Annotated in this window: 19 protein-coding genes; 11 read left to right on the top strand and 8 right to left on the bottom strand. The window is 47.8% G+C overall.

Annotated features, from left to right (window positions below):
• The first annotated feature begins 162 nt into the window (after positions 1-162).
• Positions 163-2,346, top strand: a complete 2,184-nt coding sequence (locus ACM1ND_RS03040) for an alpha-galactosidase (protein WP_075153689.1) — start codon at positions 163-165, stop codon at positions 2,344-2,346.
• Positions 2,347-2,577: 231 nt separating this feature from the next.
• Here the strand turns inward: ACM1ND_RS03040 and ACM1ND_RS03045 are convergent, their stop codons facing one another.
• Positions 2,578-3,471 (bottom strand): AraC family transcriptional regulator, encoded by an 894-nt coding sequence (locus ACM1ND_RS03045; RefSeq protein ID WP_028541131.1) that lies wholly within the window; start codon positions 3,469-3,471, stop codon positions 2,578-2,580.
• A 157-nt stretch (positions 3,472-3,628) separates the two neighbouring features.
• Between ACM1ND_RS03045 and ACM1ND_RS03050 the strand changes: the two genes are divergently transcribed.
• Positions 3,629-4,534, top strand: coding sequence for a DMT family transporter (locus ACM1ND_RS03050; protein WP_034094968.1), 906 nt, complete (start codon positions 3,629-3,631; stop codon positions 4,532-4,534).
• A 56-nt stretch (positions 4,535-4,590) separates the two neighbouring features.
• Complete coding sequence (csaA, locus tag ACM1ND_RS03055; RefSeq protein ID WP_023986819.1) at positions 4,591-4,923, top strand: chaperone CsaA; 333 nt, start codon at positions 4,591-4,593, stop codon at positions 4,921-4,923.
• 268 nt (positions 4,924-5,191) lie between these two features.
• Here csaA and ACM1ND_RS03060 read toward each other — a convergent pair whose 3' ends face one another.
• Complete coding sequence (locus ACM1ND_RS03060; RefSeq protein WP_075153690.1) at positions 5,192-7,618, bottom strand: UvrD-helicase domain-containing protein; 2,427 nt, start codon at positions 7,616-7,618, stop codon at positions 5,192-5,194.
• A 311-nt stretch (positions 7,619-7,929) separates the two neighbouring features.
• Here ACM1ND_RS03060 and ACM1ND_RS03065 point away from each other — a divergent pair, with 311 nt between their 5' ends.
• Both ACM1ND_RS03065 and ACM1ND_RS03070 read left to right on the top strand, forming a co-directional pair.
• The gene (locus ACM1ND_RS03065; protein ID WP_028541128.1) at positions 7,930-8,781 is read left to right on the top strand and encodes a zinc ribbon domain-containing protein; all 852 of its coding nucleotides are present in this window, start codon (positions 7,930-7,932) and stop codon (positions 8,779-8,781) included.
• Positions 8,782-8,846: 65 nt separating this feature from the next.
• A complete protein-coding gene (locus ACM1ND_RS03070) occupies positions 8,847-9,635 on the top strand; it encodes a TrmB family transcriptional regulator (RefSeq protein WP_023986822.1) in 789 nt (262 codons plus the stop codon).
• Positions 9,636-9,642: 7 nt separating this feature from the next.
• Here the strand turns inward: ACM1ND_RS03070 and ACM1ND_RS03075 are convergent, their stop codons facing one another.
• Complete coding sequence (locus ACM1ND_RS03075) at positions 9,643-10,275, bottom strand: NUDIX hydrolase (protein WP_053324547.1); 633 nt, start codon at positions 10,273-10,275, stop codon at positions 9,643-9,645.
• Between the two features lie 172 nt (positions 10,276-10,447).
• Between ACM1ND_RS03075 and ACM1ND_RS03080 the strand changes: the two genes are divergently transcribed.
• Together ACM1ND_RS03080 and ACM1ND_RS03085 are read left to right on the top strand one after the other, a co-directional pair.
• Positions 10,448-10,741 carry a hypothetical protein gene (locus ACM1ND_RS03080; protein WP_023986824.1) on the top strand — a complete coding sequence of 98 codons (294 nt, stop codon included), beginning with the start codon at positions 10,448-10,450 and terminating at the stop codon, positions 10,739-10,741.
• A 72-nt stretch (positions 10,742-10,813) separates the two neighbouring features.
• Entirely contained in the window at positions 10,814-11,515 is a 702-nt protein-coding gene (locus ACM1ND_RS03085) for a histidine phosphatase family protein (RefSeq protein WP_023986825.1), read from the top strand.
• Between the two features lie 85 nt (positions 11,516-11,600).
• On the opposite strand, the gene mscL is transcribed toward ACM1ND_RS03085, so the two are convergent.
• Positions 11,601-12,095, bottom strand: coding sequence for a large conductance mechanosensitive channel protein MscL (gene mscL, locus ACM1ND_RS03090; RefSeq protein ID WP_023986826.1), 495 nt, complete (start codon positions 12,093-12,095; stop codon positions 11,601-11,603).
• A gap of 151 nt (positions 12,096-12,246) precedes the next feature.
• Here mscL and ACM1ND_RS03095 point away from each other — a divergent pair, with 151 nt between their 5' ends.
• Both ACM1ND_RS03095 and ACM1ND_RS03100 read left to right on the top strand, forming a co-directional pair.
• The gene (locus ACM1ND_RS03095; protein ID WP_023986827.1) at positions 12,247-12,690 is read left to right on the top strand and encodes a carboxymuconolactone decarboxylase family protein; all 444 of its coding nucleotides are present in this window, start codon (positions 12,247-12,249) and stop codon (positions 12,688-12,690) included.
• Positions 12,691-12,709: 19 nt separating this feature from the next.
• Positions 12,710-13,669, top strand: coding sequence for a sigma-70 family RNA polymerase sigma factor (locus tag ACM1ND_RS03100; RefSeq protein WP_028541124.1), 960 nt, complete (start codon positions 12,710-12,712; stop codon positions 13,667-13,669).
• Between the two features lie 56 nt (positions 13,670-13,725).
• Here ACM1ND_RS03100 and ACM1ND_RS03105 read toward each other — a convergent pair whose 3' ends face one another.
• The 4 genes from ACM1ND_RS03105 to ACM1ND_RS03120 all read right to left on the bottom strand — a co-directional run bounded on the left by ACM1ND_RS03105 (position 13,726) and on the right by ACM1ND_RS03120 (position 16,958).
• A complete protein-coding gene (locus ACM1ND_RS03105; RefSeq protein WP_023986829.1) occupies positions 13,726-14,064 on the bottom strand; it encodes a DUF4870 domain-containing protein in 339 nt (112 codons plus the stop codon).
• A gap of 348 nt (positions 14,065-14,412) precedes the next feature.
• Entirely contained in the window at positions 14,413-14,694 is a 282-nt protein-coding gene (locus tag ACM1ND_RS03110; RefSeq protein WP_023986830.1) for a hypothetical protein, read from the bottom strand.
• A gap of 31 nt (positions 14,695-14,725) precedes the next feature.
• Positions 14,726-15,877 carry an MGDG synthase family glycosyltransferase gene (locus tag ACM1ND_RS03115; protein ID WP_028541123.1) on the bottom strand — a complete coding sequence of 384 codons (1,152 nt, stop codon included), beginning with the start codon at positions 15,875-15,877 and terminating at the stop codon, positions 14,726-14,728.
• A 43-nt stretch (positions 15,878-15,920) separates the two neighbouring features.
• Positions 15,921-16,958: a serine hydrolase domain-containing protein gene (locus ACM1ND_RS03120; RefSeq protein ID WP_069079838.1), complete on the bottom strand. Its 1,038-nt coding sequence runs from the start codon at positions 16,956-16,958 to the stop codon at positions 15,921-15,923.
• A gap of 366 nt (positions 16,959-17,324) precedes the next feature.
• Here ACM1ND_RS03120 and ACM1ND_RS03125 point away from each other — a divergent pair, with 366 nt between their 5' ends.
• The gene (locus ACM1ND_RS03125) at positions 17,325-17,513 is read left to right on the top strand and encodes a hypothetical protein (protein ID WP_007428354.1); all 189 of its coding nucleotides are present in this window, start codon (positions 17,325-17,327) and stop codon (positions 17,511-17,513) included.
• 105 nt (positions 17,514-17,618) lie between these two features.
• Complete coding sequence (gene map, locus ACM1ND_RS03130) at positions 17,619-18,401, top strand: type I methionyl aminopeptidase (protein WP_080751590.1); 783 nt, start codon at positions 17,619-17,621, stop codon at positions 18,399-18,401.
• Positions 18,402-18,452 lie beyond the last annotated feature (51 nt).

Below are 18,452 nucleotides of genomic sequence, written 5' to 3' on the forward strand. Positions count from 1 at the left end.
TTAATATATCATTTCTGTAGAACCTATTGCGACTAACGAGGAGCTTATCAAGCTTTACACCATGTGAACTTAGTTGGTGGTGTTACAAAAAGGTTCTTCTATGTCCTTTTTTAGGTGCGGATTTCCGAGGGGTATGATCTAGAGGGAGGGGTTGTTTTTCCAATGGGTATCATTGTTCAAGAGCAAACGGGGCTGTTTCATCTACAGTCGTCGGGCATGAGTTATATTATTCAGATTGTGGATGGATTTCCTGTGCATGTATATTGGGGAGATAGGCTGAAGCACCGCGAATCAATGACCGATCTATTGCTTCACACTTCTGCGACGGCTGGATTGGATCGGCTACCGCAAGAGTACCCGCAGTATGGGAGTGGGGACTTCCGTAACCCTGCGTATCAAGTAGAACTTGAAGATGGAACTCGTATCACGGAGTTAAAGTACGACGGTTACCGGATCATCAAGGGAAAGCCATCATTAACCGGGCTTCCGGCCGTATATACCGAGAATGAAGACGAAGCGGATACGTTGGAACTGGAGTTAAAAGATGACTTTTCAGGTCTTAAAGTTGTTCTTCTTTACACCGTCTTCGCGGATCGAAACGTAATCGCTCGTTCGGCTCGTTTGAGTAATACGGGAGCCAAGAATCTTCGACTTCTCCGTGCTCTAAGTGCCAGTGTCGATTTTTCAGGTAAAAGCGATTTAGAGTTCATGTATCTTTCGGGAGCATGGGCTCGGGAGGGGAATATTACCCGCAAACCGATTCTTCAAGGTGAAACCCGAATTGATAGTAAAAGGGGCATGAGCAGCCATCAACTCAACCCTTTTGCTGCATTGGTCACTCGGGGAACAACGGAAAGCTATGGTGAGGTATTCGGCTTTAGCCTCGTGTACAGCGGGGGCTTTGAGGCGGGAGCGGAAATAGATTCATTTGGCTCTACACGGTTTAACATCGGCGTGAACTCCTTTGACTTTTCGTGGTTACTGAGCCCAAGGGAGAGTTTCCAAACGCCAGAAGCCGTTATGGTTTACTCCGGTCAAGGACTGGGAGATATGTCGCGGACGTATCATCGCTTGTATCGGACTCGACTTTGCCGAGGGAAATATCGGGACGAAGAACGCCCTATTCTGGTCAATAACTGGGAAGCTACCTATTTTGACTTCAATGCAGATAAGTTGGTATCGATAGCGAAAGAGGGGGCTGAGCTAGGCATCGAACTATTTGTCTTAGATGACGGTTGGTTCGGAAAACGGGATTCCGACAATTCGTCTCTCGGCGATTGGTACGAGGATCGTCGGAAGCTGCCAGACGGACTCGCGGATGTCGCGAACCGTATCAATCGGCTGGGTCTTAAATTCGGGCTCTGGTTCGAGCCAGAGATGATCTCTCCGGACAGTGAGTTGTACCGGGAGCATCCGGACTGGTGCCTCCACGTTCCGGGACGCAGGCGCAGCGAAGCCAGATGGCAGCTAGTGCTGGACTATACTCGCAAGGAAGTGCGCGATTTCATCTACGATTCGCTTGTTGCCATTTTCTCCAGCGTGCCAGTCTCTTATGTGAAATGGGATATGAACCGCTGCCTGACGGAAATCGGTTCCGCTGCTCTGCCGCCGGAACGCCAATCCGAGACTGCCCATCGCTATGTTCTTGGATTGTATGAGCTGTTGGAGCGCATCACCACCGAATTTCCGCATATTCTTTTCGAGAGCTGTTCAAGTGGCGGAGGGCGCTTTGATCCAGGAATGCTTTACTACATGCCCCAAGTCTGGACTAGTGATAATACCGATGCGGTGGAACGCCTGAAAATCCAATATGGAACTAGCCTTGTCTATCCTGTAAGCGCAACCGGGGCGCATGTCTCGGCAGTTCCGAACCATCAAGTTGGACGCATAACGCCCCTTGATTTTCGAGGTGATGTCGCCATGTCCGGAAATTTTGGATATGAGCTTGATCTCACGAAATTCACCGATGAGGAAAAAGAGACGGTCAAACGCCAAATCGCAGTATACAAGCAGATACGTGGCTTAGTACAGAAAGGTGACTTGTATCGCTTAAAGAACCCGTTTGAAGATAACGAATCGGCTTGGATGTTTGTTTCTGAAGACCAAGAGGATGCCATCGTCTACTATTTCCAAGTGATGGCTGTCCCGAACGCGCCTTGGCGAGCCCTGCGCCTTGACGGACTAAATCCAGAGCTCGAATATGAAGTTAAGTCAGGAAATAGCGGGCAAAAGTCTATCCATGGGGGGGATCGGCTTATGAAGTTGGGCCTCCCTCTTCTCTACAGACAGAAAGACTATGAAAGTGGATGGTTCAGGCTTCGGGCAATAAAGCCTGGTAAGGCTTAAGGATCAGTACAACAGTATAATTGCCGAAAGAGAATAGAGTTATGCCCCTTTTTATATGAAAAGGGGCATTTTGCGTACAGCAGCTGTACTGATCGAGGAGGGGGAAGCCATTTTTTTATACGAATGATGAATGACATGAAACTGAGGAAGATGTAGGAGTTACATTTGAATGTTGATTGAAAACAGGATCATCAACAGAGTAAGTCGTTACGCTGACGGCTGCTTCATTCTTTAATTAATGAATTCATTTCTAAATTTACGGAATTCTTTAGGTGTTTTTTTATGATGTTTCTTAAAAGACTGAATGAAGTGATTTACATGATTGAACCCCACTCTGTGAGCTATTTCAGTTATTGTAGAATCTGTTGAAATTAATAACTCGCTGCTTTTCTTGATACGGTACTTAATTAAGTAGTCGTAAGGTGTCATATGAATGGTTCTCTTAAAACTACGAGTGCATTCCGAAATACTTAAATGTGCTATAGCAGCAATTTCTTGCAATGTTATATTGTCTGAGTAGTTTTGATGGATAAAACTGAGCATCAATTGAAGTCGCTCCTGTTGCAATTTCATGTATTTAGGTGCTTCCTCAGAAGACAGCGAAATATTAGATATTAAGACTAACCATAATTGTGCCGTTTTGATGGAAACCTCGTATTCCCAGCCCCATTTTTTTTTCATATCAAATTTCTGTTTCATATCCCAAAGCATTTGCAGTATTTGAATTTGCCATTCAGCATCTCCTTTGATTACTAATGACAATAAGAGAGAGTTTGTATAAGGCAGTACATAGTTTTTTTCCATCGCACTATCTGCATAAAAGGCCAGCAGCTTTTCAGGGAAATTAAAACTGACATATTGACCGTTATGTGTAAGGTGTGTAGTAACGTGAAGAACACCTTTATTAATTAAAATGGCCTGACCTGTTTCTAATTCATGATCAATGCCGTTAACTTGTATCACTAGCTTTCCTTTGGTAACCAAAGTGATTTGTAGTTCCTCATGCCAATGTAAATCGTTGAATCCTCTACCCTCAGGACTACTTGCATGAATAGTATGGGTGTACATGATGTATGGAAATGAAACATCGGGATATAGAATGGTCTCATGCAATTGTTTTTCCATTTTAGCGAGGTCCTTTCTGATGACGATATTTCTATATAAATTAAAGATATAGTTACACAAATAAAATAAAAGTGGTGATATTATTATACCAGATCTTCGGCTTATCATTACAATCCTGTGCACAGGCGATTGGATAAGACATCTTGGAGGCGTATATGTGAAAATAAATCAATCGTCGTTACCATTTCATCCGTATATTTTGCTTTTAATCAGCATACTGTCTGTTTCTATCTCATCTATCATGATAAAATCCTCAGATACTCCAACCTCTGTGGCTGGGATGTACAGATTGTATATGTCAGTACTCATAATGCTTCCCTTTGTACCTTGGAAAATGTTTCGTTCCTTAGAAATGAACAAAAAAGATTGGAGTACTGTTTTCATAGCTGGTCTTTTTCTCGGGTTATATTTCTTATTCTGGATGGAATCTTTAGTATATACCTCAGTTGCGAGTTCCATGGTCATCTTATCCTTACAGCCTTTATTTGTAATGATGGGTTCATACTTTATGTTCAGAGAACGAGCAAATATATTGACCATTCTTTGTTTGATCGCCGCTCTTGTCGGTTCAATCGTTATAGCTTGGGGAGACATAGGGATTTCGAGAGAGGCATTAATCGGAGATGGATTATCTTTAGTAGGAACAATCTTGGTTTCAGCATATATGTTGGCAGGACAGAAAGTAAGCCACAAAATAAATGCAAATTTATATAGTGTTATTGTTTTTTTTATTGGTGGCAGCGTCATGCTGGTCTACAATTTGTTGAATCATTATTCCTTGATCGAATATGACTCGTCGGATTGGATGTATTTCTTGTTACTTGCAGTAATCCCAACTATTTTCGGACAATATATATTTAATTTGTTGTTGAAATCAATGGGTGCAACTACGGTCTCAGTTGGTATTATTGGAGAGCCTGTTCTTGCCATAATTCTCGCCTACTTATTCTTGGGAGAAATAATCTCTGCATTTCAATTCATAGGTGGAATCATGACTTTATTCGGTATGGGGATGTATTTTTGGGCAAAATCTTTAAAGTATACTACAGTTGCAAAATATTAAATTTGAAACTGATTATCACGAAATTGAAGAAAACAATCGATGAGGAGAATGTTTAGATGGCAACGATTGATGATTTTTTGAAACTAGATATTCGAGTTGGAACCATAATTAAAGCTGAGTTTTTTGCAGAAGCAAAAGTACCTGCTATTAAACTTGAAATTGATTTTGGACAAGATATCGGTATAAAAGCTTCGAGTGCACAAATCACAAAAAGATATGTGGCTGAAGATATTATAGGGGAACAAATCATAGGTGTAGTCAACTTTCCACCTCGACGGATAGCAGGCTTTAATTCAGAGGTATTAGTCCTTGGAGGAATTCCCGAAAAGGGGGATGTGGTTCTATTGAAACCAGATATCAAACTACCTGATGGAACACCTATTGGATGATTGATCGGCTGTTTAATCCGTAAAATATATAACTTCACAACAGGCAGGACATTGAACCTAACGGGATACGAACGTTCAATAGCAAATTGAAACAGATAGCGGCAGACTAGGACTTTATTTTCACGTCCTAGTCTGCCGCTTTTTCTTTTATTGGTCTGTCTAAAGCTTATTTGATTCATTAAAATCTGCAACAGTTTAGGCTGGAAATCACGAGTGTCACCAGTCCAGTAAAAGCACAGTTCTCCAATACCAGCTATACGCCTTATACCTATCTGGCTGGGATGCTGCGTGTCCCCTCTGTCATCGGGGAGGCGCAGAGCGGGCATACCGGCGGCGTGCCTGTGCTAGCCGCGCTTGTACGGCGTCCGCTTGTTGTGTCGCGCCGCATCCACGCCTTGCAGGCGCCGTCGGTGCATTTCCACACGGGCACGTTGATACGTGGCTCTGCCGAAGACCCTGCCACCGACGAGGTCGTCCGTGCCGTAGCGCTGCTTGGTCCCGGCCTGCTGCTCACGCGGGTCGCTGTGCCAGACGCTGGCGATCCAGCGCCAGCACGGCTGCTATACCCGGAAGCACCCTTCGGTTGGCCGAAGCTGCTGCGGCGTGCTTCTGGCTTGGAAGCCTCAGGGATGACCCCATAAGCTTCCAGCAGGAAGCGTGACACGGCGGCAGGCTTGCCATGATTAGAGGCGGGAGAGGTGATGTACAGCAACTCCTTCGCCCGGGTGACGGCCACGTAAGCGAGGCGGCGCTCTTCTTCAAGCGCTGCATCGTTATCCACAGCGGTAGTTGGGGCGGCGCCTGCCCGCCGATCCTCCGGCAGCTCGCTGTGCAGCGCCGAGCTGTGCGGCAGAATGCCTTCGCTGGCTCCGATCCAATATACGCAAGGGAATTCCAGCCCCTTGGCGCGGTGGATCGTCATGAGCCGAACAGCATCGCTGTCTTCTTCTCTGCGCAGCGATTCCATTTGGCGGTGACGCTCGGAAAGCTCGTCTGCAAAGCTGACGAACGCCTCCACGGTGTCAAACCGCTTGGCTGCCGTTTCGAGCTCCTCCAGACTTTCTTGCATCGTTTCCTTATAATGAGTCCACGCGCCCGTATCTCCGCTTTCCAAATATTTGTCATAAAAGATGCGCCGCATTTCTTGAATGGCATAGGCGGGTTTCATTGTAGTGAGACTGCGAATCAGACGAATACGCTCTTTCACCTGCTCACGCTGAAAATCACGTAGTCGATCCCAGCGGCTGAGATGAATCAACGGGTATTTTTTAGCCTGCTGTTTCTCCTCGCGCATAATCCATTCCATACCCGCCTCACGGGAGACGTACAGCGGCCCAAGAGTGCTCGGAATGGATTCCATACGCCGGGGATTCAGCGACAAGCGCAGGTGATCCATTAAGGGACGAATCAGGGACTGATCATAAAATACAGCTCCTGCTCCGTACTGAATAAATGGGACATCTCGCATAATTAATTGCTCAAAAATAGATCGGCTTCCGCTGGCTGTCCGGTGCAAAATAGCGATATCCCGGTAGCGCAGCCGACCTTCCTCTACCTGTCCGAGTAGATGGGTAACAATATGCCCCGCTTCCTCCTCGGGTCCGGATGGGGTGGCAAACTGCGGCGGCAAGCCTTCACGCCCGGCAGCTGAAAGACGTTTGGAGCGTCGATGAACATTTTTGGCGACAATGTTAGAGCCCAGCCCCAAAATCCGCGCATCGCTGCGATAATTAATATCCAGGGTAATGACCTTTGCATCCTTATAGACTTTGTCAAACTCTAGAATGGATTCCTGGCGTGCCCCATTAAAGGTATAGATCGTCTGGTCATCATCCCCCACGACCATCAGATTGCGATGTCGGGCAGCCAATCGCTGCACCATCTCATATTGCAGGGCATTCGTATCCTGAAATTCATCGACCATGATATGTGAAAAACGCTGCTGAAGCGGCTTAAGCACATCCGGGTCACGCAGCAGTGCGGAGGCACGCAACAGAATATCGTCAAAATCCATTTTATTGCGCTCCTGTTTCCACGCTTCATAGGCGAGCATGGCACGCTTGGCATCCGATTCCTCGCGCACGGTTTCCGGTAGCTGGTCCGCGCTGCGGCCTTCCGCTTTCCAAGCGGAGAGAGCAGACAGCAGGCTTTCCGGCTGGAAAGCCTCGCTGAGTCCAAGCTGCCGCAGCATCATTTTCATGACGGTATGCTGGGCCTGCGTTTCACCGAACACTTCATCTTGCACGCCGCGATGACGCAGCATCGCCAAAGCGAATGAGTGAAACGTGCGAGCCTGAACTGCACGTGCAGCGGCAGGGCGCACACCGGGTAATCCCGCGATGCGCAGTTTCATTTCGGCAGCTGCCTTGCTGGTGAAGGTCACCAGCAGAATGGACGATGCAGGGACATCCCGCATCGCCATCAGGTAGCCTGCGCGGGCAGCCAGCACTGTGGTTTTGCCGCAGCCAGCCCCTGCAAGGGTCAGAAGGGGGCCTTTGCCGTGGCGGACGGCCTGGATCTGCGGGCGGTTCAGGTGAATGCCGGCGTTCTCTAAAGCACGAAAATAGGCCGAGTCTTGGTCGGTGTCGGGCACCAGCGTCATACTGGTATCCATGGAAGCACGACGTGCCTGAGGGCTCGACGTTGAATAAGGAACCCCGATGGGTCGGGGGTAAAAAGAAGGATTTGGGTCCATAATCCTGAAACCCCTTTCGTTCTTAAAATCTTCCATTTTCACAAATGGGGGTAGTTTTTGGTATGATAGAGTTCTAGTCAGCTTTAGCTGACGATAAGAACAAGGCGATGGACTAAAATAATGCTGAAATTCATGCGGATCTTGCCGGAGCGACAGAACGTCAATACGTTGACGCTAATGCCAATAGCCTTCAAACAGGCAATATGACCGCATTCCATTATACAGGAGTTCGAGGTTTGCCAACAGAAAAAAACTTTGGGATATACGGACGGTATAGTGAAATCCGGCTGGATAATGGGGAGGAAATAACGATGAAGCTGATTCAACGTATAAAGGAAGGCGCTAATCGCGCAACAGAAAAGGCGCAGCATGCTGTCGAGATTAGTAAGATCAATTCACAAATTACAACGATTCAGCAGGAAATGGATGTTCATTTCTTACGAATGGGTCAGATCTTTTACGAAGGTTACCGTGCATCCGACATGTCGGTGGCAGAAACCGAGATGACACAGCTATCCACTGCATGTGATGAGCTTCAGGATGAAATTGACGAGCTGCGCAGTAGAATTGCAGAATTGAAAAACGCTCATTTATGCACCTGTGGAGCGGTTGTGCCTCTGGATGCGAACTTTTGCCCCAAATGCGGACGCAAGCTCAATGAAGGACAGGCTGCTTCCAAACAAGTAGCTGCTGTGCGTGAAGAGGTGCCAACGGACGTCTATTCTTTTGATCTGCGCAAGCCAGAGGTAGTGAAGGATGCTGCGCCTGCTTACACGGAGTATGCAGAACAGGAAGTAGTCGATCGGCATGAACAGGAACAGGATGAGCGGTATGAAACACACGAACCAGCGGGACTAGACCGCGATTACACAGTATCTGATTTTACACCGGAAGAAAAAGCGGCATTCGACGCTGAGTGGGAGCGCCGTCGTCAGGAAGAACTGGAAAAAGAACACCGTCGTCTTGAAGAACTGGAACGCGAGCGTGAGCGCCAGGAGGAGCTGGACGAGCGAATCCGATATTGGAAGGCCAACAACTCCGGGGCCGAGAAGCCGGCAACGCCGTCTGCACAAGTACGTGAAAATGTAAAATGCCAAATCTGTACTGCAGAACTACCTAAAGGGTCCAAATGGTGCCCGCGTTGCGGAGCTGAACAGATTTGACGCAGCCGAACAGGCTGCTGCAGGACACAGACATAACGCCGGGCAGCATAGGGGGAACAGAATATATGGAGCGTTTGCTGCATCATCTGCGGAATCTGGGTTTTACGGAAATGGAAGCCAAGGTTATGGTCGAGCTTTCGAGGCAAAATGCGGCTTCCGGCTATGAAGTGGCTAAGCGTCTGGGTGCATCGCGCTCCAACGTGTACGCGGCTTTACAGCGTTTGGCCGGGCAGGGATACCTCAGAACCAGTGCTGGAGAGCCTGTACGTTACAGCATGCTGCCACCGGGTGAACTGACCCGGATGATCGAAGGACAAATGCAGGAGTCCCTACGCGCAGTGGAGAAAGAAATGCCACGAACAGAACCAACCAAGCCGACCTTTTATAATGCGGAAGGCGATCGGAAGGTGCTGGAAAGTCTGACACGTGAATTGGAACGGGCAGAGCATGAGATTGTGTTGGATTTGTGGCGCGAGGAAGCTGAGCTGCTGCGGACAGAGTTGGAGAAAGCTGAGAGTCGAGGTGTGCGTCTGCTCTGGTCCTGCGATAACGGAGAAAGCATGATGGGACCGTGGTTACCGTCTGGGTCTGGTACAGACGGACAGGAACCAGCAGGGCGGAAGTTTTCTTTTGTTATTGATCGGCGTTGGTGCATGCTGGGTATGCGGGGAGAGAATTGCCCGACACAGGCGCTTATTACCGAGCATCCGGTAATGACAGGCCTGCTGCTTAATCATTTTGCTCAGGATCTTATTCTGTATGAGCTGGAGCATGATATGGGCAGAGAACTGTCGACCCGGTATGGCTGGCGGTATGAAGGCATTATCGGCAAATATATGTCAGCTGGAGAATAGCTAAAGATTACCGGGTAGGAAGTTCCATCAGTGCCCGGCATATAGATGTAATATAGCCCGCCTTATGAGGCACGAATTGATCCGATGTAATCAGGCGGCGGTTTTTTTCTGGATTTGGCCCCGACGTAATGCCATGGGCTTCGATAAAGGGAATATGGCCTTCAAAAAGGGCCAGTGCTTGGTCAAGATCTGCTTCGTACAGTCCGGCTACTTCTTCTTGCTGGAGGTGATAAGCTTCCAATGGCTGGTTCGATAGCAGTCCAAACACCGAGCTAACCTCCCGATCCCAAAAAGAGGTGCCCTGTGCGGTACCTTTGCTTTCATACCGAACGGTCATCAGCGGTGTTAATGAGGTAAAGGGAACATGAATGCCCAGTTCTTCCTCCAGCTCACGAGCCGCCTGAGACATATCTTCGCCTGCCGTCAAGTGACCGGCTGCTGTAATATCGTAGCATCCGGGGAAGGTGTCCTTCGTATCCTGACGCTGTTGGAACAGCAAGCGACGGCCTGTCGAAGTGTCTCGTGCTAGCCAGCAGTGAAAGGTATGGTGCCAGTATCCCTTGGCATGTGCGTCTTGTCGCGAGGCTGTGCCAAGAGGGTTGTCTTCATCATCGTAGATATCCAGAAGCTCGCTAGTCATCGTGGTTCCTCCTATAGTAAGCAGAAATCAAAGGTCTACTTTACAGTATAACGTGTTTTCTGTCCTGACGATATGAAGGCGAGTGTGGAATGTGGAGTGGCATTTGGGGTATGCTGGGAACATGAGGATTTGCAACATCACACAGATTTACGATTGAAAGGAGCGATTTTACATGGAATGTATAGTACATTTTCGAGTCATGCATCCGGAGGAACCCAAGGAACTGCGCGGGTTGATTATGCTGGAAAGCGGAGGCAAGCCGGGGATTGATCAAATCACGGATATGTTCAAAAATATGGGCTATGATGTCCGCCCAGACAATCCGGAGGAATTGATTTTTAAACCAGTCGATGTCAGAGCTAATTATACATATATCCGGGTTATTGAACTGGATACAGGTGAGGAAGTCTACCAGGAAGACAGGGATTTGCGCGCGATTTTGGAAAATTTGCTGAATAAACGTTAAAGATCAGGAGAACTAATCGATGGAATGAGATAAAGTGATCCTGTCGCCATTCATAGGAACGGAGAACCAATAATGAGATTGTATATTATCCGACACGCAGACCCCGATTACCCCAATAACACCATCACGCCGGAGGGGCATTTGGAAGCCCAGGCACTGGCCAAACGGCTTTCCAGTCACGGACTGGATCGAATTTATGCCTCTCCTTTGGGGCGGGCTTTGGATACAATGCGCTACACCGCCGACTCTCTGGGTATGACTCATGAAGTGGAACACTGGACACAGGAGCTGGCTCTAAAGCTGGAGGAAACTCCATACGGCCGTCTTTCCCATTGGGATTTGCCAGGTGAAGTGATCCGTTCCGAAATGCCCCTGCCGACTCATGACTCTTGGCAGGAGATTTCCTATTATCAGGGAACGCAGAGTCCCGAAACCTTCGAGCGGCTGAAGCTTCATTCCGATGAATTCCTGAAACGGCAAGGCTTTGAGCGGGTGGAGGGCAGGTACCGGATTCTGAAGCATACCGAAGATCAGGTGGCCGTATTTTGTCATGGCGGCTTCGGGCTGACCTGGCTTGCTCATCTGTTGGAGCTGCCATTGGCCTTGGTCTGGTCCGGCTTTTGGATGCCGCCTAGCTCCGTAACCACGATCTTGTTTGATGAGCGCTCTCAGGAATGGGCAGTTCCCCGTTGCATCGGCTTCGGTGATGTTTCCCATCTGTACGCTGAGGGCTTGCCCGTCAGACCCCGTGGCATTATCACCAATTTCAACTAATCAGATCTCTCACACCATACCAAAACGGCTTAAGACGGTACATCGTCTTAAGCCGTTTGTTGTAGTCATATAGGTGTGGGTTGAGTCAGCGTGCTTCGACGTACCCCTCCAGCTTGGAAGTGCAATGTGCGCAACGGGTAGCGGCTACAGGAATTTCGGATAGGCAATGTGGACATTCCTTGATCGTTTTTTCCTGAGGAGGTTTTTCTTCCTCTTTGCGTTTCAGCATGTTAATCCCTTTGACCAGCATGAACACACAGAAGGCTACGATCAGGAAGTCCAGCAGGACGTTAATGAACTGACCATAGGCGAGGACTGCAATCCCTGCTTCCTTGGCCTGTGCCAAAGTCATGCGTGTACCGTCAGCATTTAAAGGATCGGCAGCTCGTAAAGCTACATACAAGTCTGGAAAATTCATGCCGCCCAGAAGTTTACCAATCGGAGGCATGATAATATCGTTTACCACAGAAGTGACAATCTTGCCAAACGCTCCACCGATGATAACACCGACCGCGAGGTCAATCACGTTACCTCGTACAGCGAATTCTTTAAACTCTTTTATAATACCTTTTCCGCTCATATGAGTGCTCACCTTCTTTACATAAAATCATTTATCTATAATACATGCTATGTCAATGGAGGGCAATTCCCAATTGATGTATTGCACTTTGTCACAAAATCACATGTTCATTTGTCTTCTATATGTAAACCAATAATGGAGGCGATGTATCGTGAGTTTGAGATTCAATCACAGAGCAGTGAGTCCTAGCACATTCAAGGTAATGATGGAGATGGAAAAATACATTTCCGGTCGTTTTACAGACAAAGTATTGTACGAACTACTGAAAATTAGAGTATCCCAAATCAATGGATGTTCCTATTGTCTGGATATGCATGCGAAGGATTTGCTCAAGCTGGGGGATTATGCTGACCACATTTTGCAGCTAGCCTTATGGCGGGAGGTTCCTTTGTTCACGGAAAAAGAACGTGTTATGCTTGAATTAGCTGAAGCGGTCACCCGTATCTCTGAACAAGGGGTACCTACGGATTTGTACAATAGGGTCAGAGAACATTTTACAGAGGAAGAATACGTAGATTTGATTACCGCGGTTAACGTGATTAACAGTTGGAACCGGATTGCGATTGCAACGGGAATGTATCCGGGCATTCTTTAAATGAACAGGGGGCTATGCTTTGTCTGGCAAAGAACACAGAATTGAACAAGAATCGGTGGATTTAAATCTGGAGGAGCTGTATCAGAGATATCGCAAATATTCTTTTGCCATTGCTTATCGCATGCTTGGAACGGTTACGGATGCCGAGGATGTAGTTCAAGACTGCTTTGTCGAGCTGAAGAATAAGCCCCTGGATGATATACACAATCCCAAAGCCTATGTAGCCAAAATGACGATGAATCGGTGTCTGAATCTGTTGAACTCTGCGCGCAAGCAAAGAGAGACATATGTAGGACAGTGGCTGCCGGAGCCGTTGGGTGAAAGCGCAGATCTCCCTGCGGATTGGTTAGAGCGTAAAGACATGATATCTTACGCTTTTCTGGTTTTGCTGGAGCAGCTAAAGCCGATAGAGCGGGCTGTTTTTGTGCTGAGGGAAGCTTTTCAATATGATTACAAAGATATTGCGGAATTGCTGGGGAAGACTGAGAGCAACTGTCGTCAGTTGTTCAGTCGCTCCCGTCGTATTCTATCTTCAGGAGAATCTGCTCTTGAGGCTCAGTCCAGTCGTAATATGAATAACTCATCCCGAATAAAACTACTAGAACGTTTTACAACCGCCTTTCTTGCCTACGATGTGACTGCTATGCTGGAACTACTGGCTGAACAACCTGTATTCGTGTCAGATGGCGGAGGTAATGTGCATACGGTGATGAGACCGATGGTTGTGCGCAAAGGCGTTCTTGCCCTGTTGACTTCTCGTCGGGTATTAACCGTTTTACGAGAAAGAGATGTGTTCCACACCGTCATCAATGGCGAGGTCCAGCTGGCATTTCTGGAAGATGGAAAAGTGAGAGAAACCTTATGTCTCAGACTGACACCGGACGGGGAGCATATTCAGAGTTTTTATTTAATGGTTAACCCAGATAAGTTGGGATACATTCATATAGGACAGAAGAAGCGAACATGCGATAAAAAGTAATCATCGAAACAGCAAAAACCTTGAATCCTGCTAAGGATCAAGGTTTTTTGTTGTCTTCACAACTGCCGGGCTTGATGAAGAGCCAGATCACCTACCCAGGGAAGCTTGAGCCACTTGCCTTGTCCCGCGCGAATTAACAGGATGACCCACAATACAAGGCCTGCCAGCGTTAGCAGGGAAGCGAGCAGAGGACCGAGCAGCGGAATGAATCCAACAAGCACATGCCCGATCATGAGGGTGACAAACAGAAATATGGATTGCAGCGCGTGAAATAATACAAATCGACTTTTCTTTTCCAGCATGACAAAGGCCAGTGCGCCAATAAATGCGAACAGATAGCACAGGACAGCTGCTATATTTTCATCCAATCCCGTGGAAGACTTATAGACTGACATGTCAGGCAAATCCCCCTTTATAAGTTATCCGTACTATACAAGCTATGAGGACAGGAATTAAAGATATGCCCGAAACGCCAGAAAAAGTTCAATCAGGGAATGTGTATAAAAACACGAAAAAGACTGAACGAAAAGGATTCGCTCAGTCATTCACAGGGTTATACACAGGTTTTGCACATGTTGTACGCATTTTATCCACTATACGCCACTACTTGTCCACAAAATAAGCATTGGTTATGCACAAATTGTGCACAAACTGTAGACAATATAGCGATTAAGCTCATTTTGCACACAGATTGTCCACAAAATATCAACAGATTGGTATTAACCGTGGATAAGTTGTCTTATTTAGCGATCTCCGCGTTGTAAACGACGGCGTGGATGTGTGATTTTACCCTTTTTATCCTCATCGTCCTCTTTGGGGATAAGTCGTTCATCAGTACGTCCTTCATGATGATTATCAAAGGCGTATTCGGTCATTTTCCACTCGGAAGTACCCAGAACAACATCAGCGGGAAAATGCTGACCTCTGTGCAAATGCTGCTCATGTCCATCCTCATCAATATAAACACCATCCACTTCTACCTTTTCTCCTGTTAGTGGGAGCAAATCCTTCCCTTTGTGTTCCATAGGTATCCCCTCCGTCTGACTTTATTCTTCGTTAATTTGTCCGGACGGAAGGTCTTTTATCCACAAGCTGATGCAAAATATCCTCGGCAATCTGGTCTGCGGGATGAGGTTTACGAAGCAGCTCAATCGCCTGCATCATCTCTTCGGCAAGAGAGGGGGTGGAAATCAGGTCGAGACAATGCTGAATCAGCTCCTCCGTAGTGCGAGCAATACGGGCAGCTCCTTTTTGCTGCAAATACAGAGCATTATTTAGCTCCTGACCGGGTACGGGCTTGAACACAAGAATAGGTAAACCGGATGCAATGCTTTCCGAGAGTGTGATGCCGCCGGGCTTCGTAATCACCAGATTGCTCGCACGCATAAGTGCTGGGACAAAGTCCACGAATCCATAGGTGTAAATGTTTGGGTGGTCTGCATACAGCGCATCCACTTCTGCTTTCAGTTGCTGGTTACGTCCGCAGACGATCAGTAGCCGCAACTGAGGAAGCTGGCTTAATTGCCGACAGATATCCAGTATGCCGGATAGCACACCATAGGCGCCAGCCATAATGAGTAGCGTAGTAGTCTCAGACTGTAGTGATGGAATTACCTGTTCCTGAACAGGAATTTCGTCGGCAGACATGTTATAAAAAGAAGCGTGAATCGGAATACCCGTAGCGATAATGCGTTCAATAGGTATTCCCCGCTGGGCGGCTTCCTGCTGGATATCCTCAGTGGCTACATAGTAGCGGTCAATATCGGGATGCAGCCAGCGCCCATGCAGATCGAAATCTGTAACCACGTTGACAATAGGCAGACTCATTCCCATTTTGCGGCGTAACGCCGGGAGCGCGAGCTGCGGGAACGTATGTATCACGAGATCCGGCAACTCCTTTTTCAGAGTGAGCGTAAGTTGACGCATTCCGAATGAATGCAACACATGGCCGAAGGCCGATTTAGCCTGCATACCGCGCGTGATGTTATAGACCCAGCCGTAAAGCTGAGGAATGGTTTTGAAGCTTTGCATATATACAAATTTGGTCAGACCGTTCAACCAGGGATGAGATTCAGCCATCAGGTCGAGAAGTTGTACCTCGCAGCGTCCGAGTCTTCGCAAACTGTCCATAATTGCCCGAGCGGCCTGCACATGGCCTTCCCCGTAACTGGCGTATAATATTAGAATTTTTGGTGCTGAGACTTCCATGATTGTTTAGCCCCCTATATTCAATAAGCACATGAAGCTCATATCAGGAACGTTCTAAGTTGCGCGAGGATACGGCTGGCAAAACGTAGCGCTCCAGCAGTGTTCGCGGATTTTTCCAACGGCTCACCTTGCTGTCTGCTGTAAATACCACGACTGCGTTCGCTTCTGGCACAAGATAAATTTGCTGTCCTCCATGTCCGTGCGCACACGCGTAGTTGATGCCGTGGAGTCGTCCTGTCCACCATTGGAATCCGTAATCTCCGAATTCTGGATAGCCTTCAACCTGTCGCTGTGTCGCCTGATGCAGCCAATCGGCCGGAATCAATTCTTTTCCGTTCCAGCTGCCTTGATGAAGGCAGCAATCGCCGAATTTAGCCATGTCACGCGATGTCAGATATAGCCCGATGTGTCCCATGGTGTAGCCCTCTGGATCTTGTGCCCAACCACTTCTTCCAAAACCTAAGGGTTCGAACAGATGCTGGAGAGCGTACGTATAGGCGTCAATCCCACAGCATTGGGTCAGCAGCACGGACAACAGGTGCGAATCAACACTACGATATTGGAATACACCGAGTTGATCCTCCTGCACAGGTAAACGTAGGGCAAAGGACGGCCAGCTTTTGCTGCGATGAAAACGGTGGATAAAAGCTTCTCCGAGCTTTTTGCCCGTCTGCCAATACAAGCCGGATGTCATGGTCAACAGATGGCGAATCGTAATCTGCTCTAGCAGTGTTTCCTTCCGCCTAGGTAAATACTCAGACAACAGCTTATGCACAGCCGTCTCTGGCCCGGGCATATCACCGCGAGCCATAGCTATGCCGATGAGCGTGGAAGTGAAGCTTTTGGTCGCGGATCGCAAATCGTTCAGAGAGCTTACTTCATGCCCGTTATAATAGCGTTCCCAGATCAGTTTGCCGTGGCGCAGCAGCAGGAAACTGTGCATTTTAGGAAACTTGGCTTGGATTTCACGGTCTGCCTGATCAAGAAGGGAGACGCTGATGCCCTCCTCTTCACAAGTTCCTATGTTCAGGGCAGACATACGGGCAACAGGTGCAGTGAACAGCGGAGCATAGCGGCTCATCCTTTTCCCTCCTTGTTATGTTTATTTATTTTACCCCAAACACATACACTCCAAAAACCGATAAATAAGGTATACCCTCCTGTGCAACAGCTGATTGAGTACCCCAAATGACATGATGCGTAAAAGATAGGTAAAATCAATGTAAATTTACTGGAAAGCTGAAAGCTGTATCTGAATATGTTATAATGGGGTAGTGATTCAGCCAAAAGAAAATCGGTTAATAATAGTGTCAGGTACATGCCTTGTATAAGGTGTTCCCGACCTAAGCTGCAATTAGACATACTACTTCACTGCATAAGGACATCAATACTTTTCGGCATTCTCTTCAACGGAGCACTTATTTTCAACGTTTTGGGAGGGAGTTACATGGCAACGAAAGGTCACAATGAAGTTAAGGAAAGTCTGCGGGAAATGACTCGAATTTTCCGGCCTAAGGATCCCAAAAAATTTGTAAAGGAATATGTGCGAAAATACCGGATTACAGGAGGGTATGAGGAAGAGTTGACCATGGTGGTGGAAAACGAACTCGGTCGCATAAATTCTTCAGTATCTTAAAGGGTTCGATTACCCGAAAAACTAGAAATACGACTTTTATAAACCGTCTATCCACAGAGGAGACGGTTTTTTTGTGTCCGCCGTGCATACAATGGGATAGGTTTAGTGAATTTGTATGCTCAAAGGAGGCGGATTCCAATAGAGATAGCGATACGAACACCGGAGGAAATCGGCTACATGAGGGAGGCCGGACGTATTTTGGCAGATTGCCATCGTGCGCTGGAAAGTCGTATTCTTCCGGGAATTACAACGCTTGAAATCGATGCTTGGGTGGAGCAGTTTTTAAGCAAGCGTGGAGCCACGCCTGAACAAAAGGGCTATAAAGGTTTCCCTTATGCCACCTGTGCTTCGGTCAACGAGGTGGTATGTCACGGTTTTCCCTCGGAGCGGGTGCTTCATGATGGGGATATTGTGACCATCGACATTGTGGTTAACAAAGATGGTTGGCTGGCTGACCGAGGATGGACTTATGCGGTAGGTAACATTAGCCGCCCGGTAGCACGACTGTTGCGGCAGACCCATAAGGCATTGGTACGGGGTATCGAGGTTGCCCGCCCGGGGAGGACGTTGGGGGATATCGGGCATGCTGTGGAAAAAACAGCAGGCTGGCGGCGGTTCGGCAACGTCAAGCCTCTGATCGGGCATGGCATTGGCCGCCAAATGCATGAGCCGCCAGAGGTTCTGCACTACGGTCGTCCCAAAACGGGATTACCACTGCGCGAAGGGATGGTGATTACCATTGAGCCGGTATTTACCCTCGGAACCGAGGGGGCCGTGCTCTGGGGGGACGATGGCTGGACCATCAGCACAGCAGATGGCAGTTGGGGGGCTCAATACGAGCACACGATTGCGATTACAAAGAACGGCCCTTATATTTTGACCTCATAAAAGAGAGTTGTGCCATAGGGAGTCAATGTGCGGGGCGTTTGCATAAGGCTC

Source organism: Paenibacillus sp. JJ1722, assembly GCF_048282685.1.
Taxonomy (GTDB): domain Bacteria; phylum Bacillota; class Bacilli; order Paenibacillales; family Paenibacillaceae; genus Paenibacillus; species Paenibacillus polymyxa_B.

What these genes read in the sequence shown, in the direction of transcription:
- ACM1ND_RS03040 (WP_075153689.1), top strand. Translation starts at nt 163, where the DNA reads ATGGGTATCATTGTTCAAGAGCAAACGGGGCTGTTTCATCTACAGTCG.
- ACM1ND_RS03045 (WP_028541131.1), bottom strand. Translation starts at nt 3,471, where the DNA reads ATGGAAAAACAATTGCATGAGACCATTCTATATCCCGATGTTTCATTT.
- csaA (WP_023986819.1), top strand. Translation starts at nt 4,591, where the DNA reads ATGGCAACGATTGATGATTTTTTGAAACTAGATATTCGAGTTGGAACC.
- ACM1ND_RS03060 (WP_075153690.1), bottom strand. Translation starts at nt 7,618, where the DNA reads ATGGACCCAAATCCTTCTTTTTACCCCCGACCCATCGGGGTTCCTTAT.
- ACM1ND_RS03065 (WP_028541128.1), top strand. Translation starts at nt 7,930, where the DNA reads ATGAAGCTGATTCAACGTATAAAGGAAGGCGCTAATCGCGCAACAGAA.
- ACM1ND_RS03070 (WP_023986822.1), top strand. Translation starts at nt 8,847, where the DNA reads ATGGAGCGTTTGCTGCATCATCTGCGGAATCTGGGTTTTACGGAAATG.
- ACM1ND_RS03075 (WP_053324547.1), bottom strand. Translation starts at nt 10,275, where the DNA reads ATGACTAGCGAGCTTCTGGATATCTACGATGATGAAGACAACCCTCTT.
- ACM1ND_RS03080 (WP_023986824.1), top strand. Translation starts at nt 10,448, where the DNA reads ATGGAATGTATAGTACATTTTCGAGTCATGCATCCGGAGGAACCCAAG.
- ACM1ND_RS03085 (WP_023986825.1), top strand. Translation starts at nt 10,814, where the DNA reads ATGAGATTGTATATTATCCGACACGCAGACCCCGATTACCCCAATAAC.
- mscL (WP_023986826.1), bottom strand. Translation starts at nt 12,095, where the DNA reads ATGAGCGGAAAAGGTATTATAAAAGAGTTTAAAGAATTCGCTGTACGA.
- ACM1ND_RS03105 (WP_023986829.1), bottom strand. Translation starts at nt 14,064, where the DNA reads ATGTCAGTCTATAAGTCTTCCACGGGATTGGATGAAAATATAGCAGCT.
- ACM1ND_RS03110 (WP_023986830.1), bottom strand. Translation starts at nt 14,694, where the DNA reads ATGGAACACAAAGGGAAGGATTTGCTCCCACTAACAGGAGAAAAGGTA.
- ACM1ND_RS03115 (WP_028541123.1), bottom strand. Translation starts at nt 15,877, where the DNA reads ATGGAAGTCTCAGCACCAAAAATTCTAATATTATACGCCAGTTACGGG.
- ACM1ND_RS03120 (WP_069079838.1), bottom strand. Translation starts at nt 16,958, where the DNA reads ATGAGCCGCTATGCTCCGCTGTTCACTGCACCTGTTGCCCGTATGTCT.
- ACM1ND_RS03125 (WP_007428354.1), top strand. Translation starts at nt 17,325, where the DNA reads ATGGCAACGAAAGGTCACAATGAAGTTAAGGAAAGTCTGCGGGAAATG.